Raw genomic sequence first — 8,458 nt, forward strand, 5'->3', positions numbered from 1 at the left:
AAATTTTTTCTACTTTTTTTATTTTTTTTATGAAATCCGGAAGGATGAATCCGCGATTGTTATGCCCCGCTGCTCAAAATCGTAAATCAATTCTTCCGCGGAGTCTTCAAAGTTCGGTGCGCTCGACGTGCAGTCTCGGAGTAGGGTGATTTTGCTTGGCGGAATATAAATGAGCAAATCTTTGACCGTGTTCGCAATGTTGTGCGAGAGTGATTCTCCTGCAACGAATATTTGATCCGCATTTCTGAGTTTTTCTATTAATGCGTAATTGGTTTTTGTGCTTCCATCTGTTGGATCCTGAACTTCTGCCTGTATCGCGCTGTAATGTTCTGTAAATGGGTTGCTTGACTTTATAATGTAATCGACGACGTTTCCGATTTTTGTCTTTTCCCATACGTTTATTGCTTCTGCGACTTTTTCTTCGAGGGCAAATCCTTTTGAACCCAAAAGTCCGTGTGGCGGTAAAATCGTGAGTTGGTATCTTCCGAGGCTTTCGAGTGAGAGAAGGTATTCATCGACCCGTGGAGTGAGGCTTGTTAGCGAAGGAACGTAAACGCCGTCTTCAAAATCCTTGTGGGTGATTGTTGTGTATGGAGGAACTTCGTTTCCATTTCGGTCTTTCCAAAAACATGGGTGTGCAATATGAAAATAGGGATGGCAGTCCATTGTGGTGTGAATGCTGTCAAGCTTGTTTGCGTTTGCTTTTATGAAATTCGAAAGACGCTCTGCGTCCTTTTCAGCTCCAGGAACGTAAAGAGCCCCGTCTGGTGAGCAAAAATCTCTTTGAGGGTCAATTAATAGCAACGAATTCGTCATATTCCAAGAATTTTATTAATAAAAATCTATATTGTCTAGGCTTTTGTTTGCACGAAAAACATAGAAAAAAATTAAATAAAAAAATACAAAAATCTTCATTTTTACTATTGACTATAATCCTCCTGATTTGATATATTAAATATGCGCTTTACGAAAGTTGCGAATGTCTCCTTCGTCTAGTGGTTAGGACATCGGGTTTTCATCCCGACAACAGCAGTTCAATTCTGCTAGGAGATGTGCTTTGTTGAAACCTTGAGTTATTGCTCAAGGTTTTTTTATTGTTGGTTTTGGGCGTTTGGCTGACGTTCCAAATTATAAATTTTTATTGTATCTTTTGTTGAAAAAACTAAGTGTTTCACTTTGATTGACAAGTAGAGTGAAACTGTTATAATATGTATTCTGTTATAACTTTAGTAACAAAACAAATAGTGAGGTTTTTAATATGGCAGTACCTAGAGCGACTACTTCTAAAGCTCGCACACGCAGACGTCGCGGTGTAAATATGCATCTTGAGGCTCCACATTTGGTTGCATGTGGCAACTGTGGTAACCTTATTTTGCAGCATCACGTTTGTCCTAAATGTGGCTTCTACCGTGGAAGACAGGTAATCACACCTGAAAGCAACGGCTAAAAATTAAAGCAGACATTTCTGCAAGCAGGAGATTAAAATGGACGAATTGTTCACTAAAATTCAGGATCTTATCGCTGATAAACTTGAGATTACAGACAAAAGCAAGATTACCTTGGATTCATCTTTCCGCGGTGACTTGGGAGCAGACAGCCTCGATACATATGAACTTGTTTATGCAATTGAGGAAGAACTCGCTGTAAAGATTCCTGATGAGAAAGCAAATGAATTCGAGACTGTAAGAGACGCTTACGAGTTCATCAAAGCAGCACAGGGAAAATAAGTCGGTTTTAAGCTGATTGTTATGAAATGATCGATAGCCAATGCAGGACATTTACTGTCGGTTGTTTCAGAATTTCAATTAACTTTAATCACTTTTTTGTTTGTCATTTTATAGAGAGGGACTGTCCAATAATTTTGTATCCTTCTGGATTTTTTTCGGAAGTTGTGCGCTGATTTTAGTGCGAGGCTGAGCTAGGGTTCGGCATGACAATACTTTTGGACGGTTCCTTTTTTTATTTTATTCTTGGATATGATGCTACGATTTTGTGGCGTTTATGAATCATGTTTTTTTCAAAATCAAAACTTTTACCAGAACGAAAACGCGACTTGATTAATTTTTGTCGTGGAATTTCTATTAAATTCAATAATCTAGAGCTTTTGGACTTGGCTTTTCATCACCGTTCTTATTCAAACGAAAACATATCTCATAAAAATTTCAATAATGAGCGATTGGAATTTTTAGGAGACAGCGTTTTGGGAATGGCCACGGCGAACTTTTTGTTCAAAGATATGCAGGAAAATCCTGAGGGAGACCTTGCGCGAATAAAAAGTATTGTCGTTAGCGAAGAGTCTTTGGCTCCGATTGCTCTAAAAATCGGAATTGACAAAATGCTTATCCTCGGAAAAGGCGAGGAAATGAACGGCGGGCGCCAAAAAAAGGCTTTGCTTGCAGATGCTGTCGAGGCTGTGATTGGAGCTTATTTTTTGGACAGCGGTTATGCCGCGGCTGAAAAACTTGTTCTTTCATTTATGATTCCAGAAGTTCGAAAAGTGCAAGAAAACAAGGGAATAAAAGATTATAAGACTCTCTTGCAGGAATATTGTCAAAAGAAATATAAGATTTGTCCTGTTTATGAGCTCGTGAAAAAATCTGGCCCTGATCATGACAGAACTTTTTGGACGACTGTAAAAGTTCATGGTGTAACTTACGGGCCTGCTACAGGTAAAAACAAAAAAGAATCTGAGCAGAATGTCGCTCACAAGGCTTGGGTTGAAATTAACGGAATTGAATAACAACTTTGTCTTTTGTAATTGACGAAGGTTTATAAATTTTGTATCTTTTAGAAACATTCTTGTGGTAGTGTTTTGATTGCTAACGGTGAGGAAATGATACAGCGCATCTTTTTCTTTTTGTGTGTGTAGTGCTGACCGGGTTTTCTACATTATCGGGCAAGGACGCAAGGAGTATTTTTTTATGAAACAGGGAATTCACCCAGAGTACAAACTTACAAAAATCACATGTCAGTGTGGTAACGTAATCGAAACACGTTCAACAGTAGAGAACATTCACGTTGAAATTTGTTCTGCTTGCCACCCATTCTACACAGGTAAGCAGAAACTCGTTGATACTGCAGGACGTATCGATCGATTCAACAAGCGTTACGGAATCAACGCTGCTTCAGAAAAATAATTTAGTTCTGAAACTTATAATGAGGCTGACCGCTAATTTTGAGTGGTCAGCCTTTTTTATTTCTGTTTTTTGTGCTTTATTTTTTTGAGAGCTTGAGTTTCCACAGTCTGTGGATTTTAGTTCCCTTGAAGTCTTCGGAAAGTGAGTCTTCGGTCATGTCGTTTATTTCTACAGATTCGCCTGAGTCTGTTGTTGTCGGCACGAGATTTTCTTCGAATTTTAGCCTGTGGGAATTGGTGGAAAAATACAAAGTTCCGTTTGGTTTTAAAAGATTTAGGCATTTTTTTACAAGTTCAGGCCAGTCCCGGTTTATGTCGAGTGTGTTTCTTGTTGCCTTTGAGTTGCTGAAAGTCGGCGGGTCAAGGATTATCAAATCGTAGCGGTTTGTGTTTTCGGCATTCGGAACTTCGGCGAGTTTTTGATTCAGGAAGCCCGTTACGTCGCCTCGTGTAAAAATGTATTTTTCTGAGTCGGTAAAGCCGTTCAAAAGAAAATTTGATTTTGCCCAGTCGAGGTAAGTGTTGCTCAAATCAACTGATTCGACGCGCTTTGCTTTTCCTTCGGCTGAGTAGACAGAGAAACTTCCCGTGTAGCAAAAAAGGTTTAGGACTGAGTTTCCGGCGCATGAGCTTCGCACGACGGAGCGGAGCGGGCGGTGGTCAAAGAAAAGTCCTGTGTCGAGATAGTCGCTCAGGTTTACTTTGAAGAGCTGGCCGCATTCCTGCACGGTTCCTTCGATTGTATTCTTTGATTCAATCTTTTCGTATTGATTTTCGCCTTTCTGCTTTTTTCTGAGTTTTTGAATCACGTGATTTTTTGGAATTCCGAGCGTTTCTGCTGCGCTCTCGCACATTTTGTCGAGCCAAATCTGCTCGTCTTTTTCGTCTTTTTCGTAAGGCCGTTCATAAAGGTAAACGTGCAGATAACTTCGTTGCTTTTTTGCTTCCGCCGCGCTCAAATCGTTTGCGGAAATGCTTTGTTCTTCCGAGCGCAAAAATTCCGCGCATTCAAGTTTTGTTGTTATGTAATCCGGAATGAATTCGTACAAATCCACGGCGAGCGGGACTTCGGGAATGTCGCGGTCGTAAAGCCTGTAACAGGTGACGCGTTCTCGCCTGGCCCACTTTTTTAGATTCTTGTATTTTTTTGAAAGCCTGTTTGCGAAGAGTTTTGCCTGATATTCATTTTGTTCAGTCGTGTTTTGGTTCATATAAAAATCTCCATGAGTTTGCTTCTCAAAAACGAAAGTGGATGTTTTTGGAAAAGCCCTTTTAAATTTTCTTTTCTAAGTCTATACATAATTTTCTAAATAGACTATATTTATATTGAAACTGCTTTTTGCGAATTTGTAAGGCATTCTTTTAATTTATTATCTGGTATTGCGAAAACAAGAATGACATTTGTCAATTTCTTTTTATTATATTCTAATCGGAAATCTAAATCTTATGAACTACTCAGAATTAAATCTTGATGAAAATCTCCAGAAAGGACTGGGGGAAGCCGGTTATGTTGTTTGTACGCCGGTTCAGGAGCAGGTGATTTCTAATTCACTTGATGGCAGCGATTTGTATGTTCAGTCTCAGACGGGTACTGGAAAAACTGCCGCATATTTGGTTTCGATAATGCAGGAACTTCTCGCGTTTAAGGGCGGGGAAGAAAATTCTACGGCAAAGACAGCTCTCGTGCTCGTTCCTACGAGAGAACTTGCGGTTCAGGTTGAAGAGGAAGCTGGAAAACTCGGAAAATTCACTGGCTTAAAATGTGCGAGCTTTTTTGGTGGCGTAAGCTATGAAAAGCAGCTTGCAAACCTTAAAAACGGCGTTGACATAATTATTGGTACGCCTGGAAGAATTATTGACTTGGCTGAGTCTAAGCAGATGGATTTGTCGGCTGTCGCTTTCCTTTCAATTGATGAGGCTGACCGAATGTTTGACATGGGATTTTATCCTGATTTAAGAAAGCTGATTAATTTTCTTCCTGAGCCTGAAAAAAGGCAGACCATGCTTTTTAGCGCGACTCTCAACACTTATGTAAAAAATCTGGCTTATGAATACACAAAAGATGCGAAGGAAATTACGATTGAAGCCGAGAACATCACTGTTGATGAAATTGATCAGGAACTTATCCACGTTTCAAGTGACGATAAAATCAGACTTTTGGTCGGAATAATCCAGCGCGAGAATCCTGAAAGCCTTATTATTTTCTGCAACACTAAAAAAATGTGCGAAGTGCTTTCTAAGCGTCTTGAAATCAACGGAATTAAGAGTGAATTCATTATCGGCGATTTGCCGCAGTCAAAGCGTCTTAAGATAATGGACAGCTTTAAGGCCGGAAAGATTTCTTGCCTTGTTGCGACTGATGTTGCGGCCCGCGGAATTGACGTGAATGACCTTGCGATGGTCGTGAATTTTGACCTTCCGAACGAGGCCGAGAATTACGTTCACCGAATCGGAAGAACGGCCCGTGCAGGAAAATCTGGCAAGGCTTATACTTTCTGTTCGGAACAGGATGTTTACAGTCTCGCGCCAATCGAACGATACATTGAAAAACAAATTCCTTCGCGCGTGGCGGTGGAAGAGGATTTTGGCGAGGATTTGAGTCGCGACAAATGGATTCGTGTAGGAAATTGGCGCGACGGCGGAGATGACCGTCGTTCTTCTCGTAATGATGAAAAATCATTCCGTGACGGAAGACGGCACGGACGCGATGAGCGACGAAGACGTGAGAAAGATCGACGCGACCGAAGACGAAATCGTGGAGAGCTTAACAAGTTCAGAAACGCTAATGTTGGACAGACAGATTCTGATGAGCTTGAAAAACTTTCGGCTATGACTTCGGAAGAGCGTTTTGCTTATTATCGCGAGAAATATGCGCATTCAATTGTTTCGCCTGAGGAAAAATCGGGTTCGACAAAAAAATCAAAGAATCAGAGAAATCCTGAAAAATCATGTGCACAAAAAAATGGCGGAAAAAATAAACGTCGTTCAGCACATGTTACTCAGAATCCTCCTAAAAATCAGCGCGGGGCTGTTCCTGAGAAAAAAACTCAAGGCTCGGAGAAAAAACTTGGATTCTTTGGAAAATTAAAAGCTTTGTTCGGAAAAAAATAGACGAGGAGATATAAATGATTACAGTTTCAGACGTAAGTCTTCATTTTAGTGAGAAACCGCTTTTTAAAGATGTAAATTTGAAATTCACTGCAGGAAACTGCTACGGAATAATCGGGGCGAACGGAGCCGGAAAATCTACGTTCCTCAAAGTTCTGAGCGGAGAAATCGAGCATGACACAGGAGATATTTTTATTACGCCTGGTGAGCGAATGGCTGTTTTGAGTCAGAACCACTTTGCTTTCGATGAATTCAGCGTAAAGGATACCGTAATGCAGGGCTATCCTAAGCTCTACGAAGTGTCAAAAGAGCGTGATGAGATTTATTCAAAAGCAGATTTTACCGAGGAAGACGGAATCCGTTCTAGTGAGCTTGAAGCTGAATTTGGAGAACTTGGCGGTTACGAGGCGGAAAATCAGATTGAGCAGATGCTTTCTGGCCTTGGACTTGAAGAAAAATTCCATGACAAGATGATGAGCGAGCTTGATGAATCTCAGAAAGTCCGCGTTTTGCTTGCACGCGCTCTCTTCGGAAATCCTGATATTCTTCTTCTCGACGAACCTACGAACGGTCTTGATTTGGAATCAATCAACTGGCTTGAAGACTTCCTTCTTGACTTCCCGAATACGGTTATCGTAGTTTCCCATGACCGACACTTCCTCAACACTGTTTGTACGGTAACATGCGATATTGACTTCGGAAAAATCACGCAGTTTGCCGGAAACTATGACTTCTGGTATCAGATGAGCCAGATCTTGCAGAAACAGGCTCGCGACCAGAAAAAGAAGAACGAGGAGAAGGCAAAAGACCTTAAAGAATTTATCCAAAGGTTTGCTTCAAATGCCGCTAAATCTAGACAGGCTACAAGCCGTAAGAAGGTTCTTGAGAAACTTGAACTTGAGGATTTGCCAGTTACAAGCCGAAAATTCCCGTTCGTTCAGTTCAAGACTGAGCGTGAAATCGGCAACAACGTTCTTGAAGTTCGCAAAATGAACACAAAGGACGAGGACGGAGTTCAGCTCCTCAACAATTTTGACATTAAAATCAACAGAACAGATAAAGTTGCGTTCGTCGGTGTTGAGCACAACGCGATTTCTTCTTTGTTCGACGTTATTGCGGGCGAGGCTAAGGCTGAGAGCGGTGAGTATTTCTGGGGACAGACTACGAGCTTTACTTACATTGGCCGCGACAACAACAAATATTTTGATAACGACATGAACATTACCGAATGGCTCAAGCAGTTCTCTAAGGAGCAGGATGATGCTTATGTTCGTGGATTCCTTGGACGAATGCTTTTTTCTGGCGACGAGTCGCTCAAGAAGGTGAAAGTTCTTTCTGGAGGCGAAAAAGTTCGCTGTATGCTTTCAAAAATGATGCTTACCGGTGCGAACGTTCTTATTCTTGACGACCCGACGAATCATCTTGACTTGGAGGCTATCGAGAGCTTGAATCAGGCTTTGGTTTCGTTCCCTGGCGTAATCCTGTTCACTTCGCATGACCACGAGTTTATTCAGACTATCGCAAACCGAATCGTCGAGATTACCCCGAAAGGCGTGATTGACCGCATGATGCCTTTTGACGATTACATGGCGGATGAGCAAGTCAAAGAACTTAGAAAAGAATATTACGCAGGTTCTGACAGAAAAATAAAGTTCTAAGTTGACTGAAAAAGGCTGCCGGGAGGCAGCTTTTTTTATGGGGTGGGTGGGGGATTTAAAATACAATGAAAATTATCCATTCTGCTGATATGCATGCTGATTCAAAATTCAAAAAATGATGATGTAAAAGCAATAATTACTTTCCTTATACCAATTTTTTTTAATTGTTTATTGGGGGCTTTAGATCTAGAATATAAATTCAAACAAAAAAGGGGCTTATATGACATTTTCTGAAAGAATTAAAGAATTTATAGATACTTATGAAACAACTGGCTCTCTATATCAGGCTACTTTACTAATTCCTGATATTGTTGATGATGAATATTTTGAAAGTCTAAGACCTGAACAGAAATTTTATACATGTAAAAAATATGATAGAAAAACTGAAGTTGATTCTTCACTATTAGATGAAAGATTGAACAATCTTGTAAAAGAAAATATTCCTAAAAGCCCTATATTTACATATTATAAACGTAAAAAGGCTTTCATTGCAGAAAAAAAAGAATTAGTAATGAAAGAATTATTACAAGAACTTGAAAAATCAGAAGATATTAAT

9 protein-coding genes and 1 tRNA gene are annotated in these 8,458 nt (G+C 40.3%); 8 read left to right on the top strand and 2 right to left on the bottom strand.

From position 1 onward, the window contains the following. Positions 1-27 precede the first annotated feature (27 nt). The gene (locus tag JI65_RS15900; protein WP_191018147.1) at positions 28-816 is read right to left on the bottom strand and encodes a cysteine hydrolase family protein; all 789 of its coding nucleotides are present in this window, start codon (positions 814-816) and stop codon (positions 28-30) included. Positions 817-981: 165 nt separating this feature from the next. Between JI65_RS15900 and JI65_RS15905 the strand changes: the two genes are divergently transcribed. From JI65_RS15905 to rpmE, 5 genes are all read left to right on the top strand, one after another. Next, positions 982-1,053, top strand: a tRNA-Glu gene (locus JI65_RS15905). 205 nt (positions 1,054-1,258) lie between these two features. Next, complete coding sequence (gene rpmF / locus JI65_RS15910) at positions 1,259-1,447, top strand: 50S ribosomal protein L32 (RefSeq protein WP_191018148.1); 189 nt, start codon at positions 1,259-1,261, stop codon at positions 1,445-1,447. A 37-nt stretch (positions 1,448-1,484) separates the two neighbouring features. Next, the gene (gene acpP, locus JI65_RS15915) at positions 1,485-1,727 is read left to right on the top strand and encodes an acyl carrier protein (protein WP_191018149.1); all 243 of its coding nucleotides are present in this window, start codon (positions 1,485-1,487) and stop codon (positions 1,725-1,727) included. Between the two features lie 281 nt (positions 1,728-2,008). Beyond that, the gene (gene rnc / locus JI65_RS15920; RefSeq protein WP_191018150.1) at positions 2,009-2,740 is read left to right on the top strand and encodes a ribonuclease III; all 732 of its coding nucleotides are present in this window, start codon (positions 2,009-2,011) and stop codon (positions 2,738-2,740) included. A 181-nt stretch (positions 2,741-2,921) separates the two neighbouring features. Beyond that, complete coding sequence (gene rpmE / locus JI65_RS15925; RefSeq protein WP_191018151.1) at positions 2,922-3,137, top strand: 50S ribosomal protein L31; 216 nt, start codon at positions 2,922-2,924, stop codon at positions 3,135-3,137. Positions 3,138-3,213: 76 nt separating this feature from the next. Here the strand turns inward: rpmE and JI65_RS15930 are convergent, their stop codons facing one another. Beyond that, positions 3,214-4,347 carry a class I SAM-dependent methyltransferase gene (locus JI65_RS15930; protein ID WP_191018152.1) on the bottom strand — a complete coding sequence of 378 codons (1,134 nt, stop codon included), beginning with the start codon at positions 4,345-4,347 and terminating at the stop codon, positions 3,214-3,216. A gap of 235 nt (positions 4,348-4,582) precedes the next feature. On the opposite strand from JI65_RS15930, the gene JI65_RS15935 reads away from it, so the two are divergent. The 3 genes from JI65_RS15935 to JI65_RS15945 form a co-directional block, all read left to right on the top strand. Then, positions 4,583-6,247: a DEAD/DEAH box helicase gene (locus JI65_RS15935; protein ID WP_191018153.1), complete on the top strand. Its 1,665-nt coding sequence runs from the start codon at positions 4,583-4,585 to the stop codon at positions 6,245-6,247. A 14-nt stretch (positions 6,248-6,261) separates the two neighbouring features. Then, entirely contained in the window at positions 6,262-7,902 is a 1,641-nt protein-coding gene (locus JI65_RS15940) for an ABC-F family ATP-binding cassette domain-containing protein (protein WP_191018154.1), read from the top strand. Positions 7,903-8,122: 220 nt separating this feature from the next. Further along, positions 8,123-8,458: hypothetical protein (locus JI65_RS15945; protein WP_191018155.1), on the top strand; the 336-nt coding region annotated here is incomplete at its 3' end.

The organism is Treponema zioleckii, assembly GCF_014737315.1.
Classification (GTDB): Bacteria; Spirochaetota; Spirochaetia; order Treponematales; family Treponemataceae; genus Treponema_D; species Treponema_D zioleckii.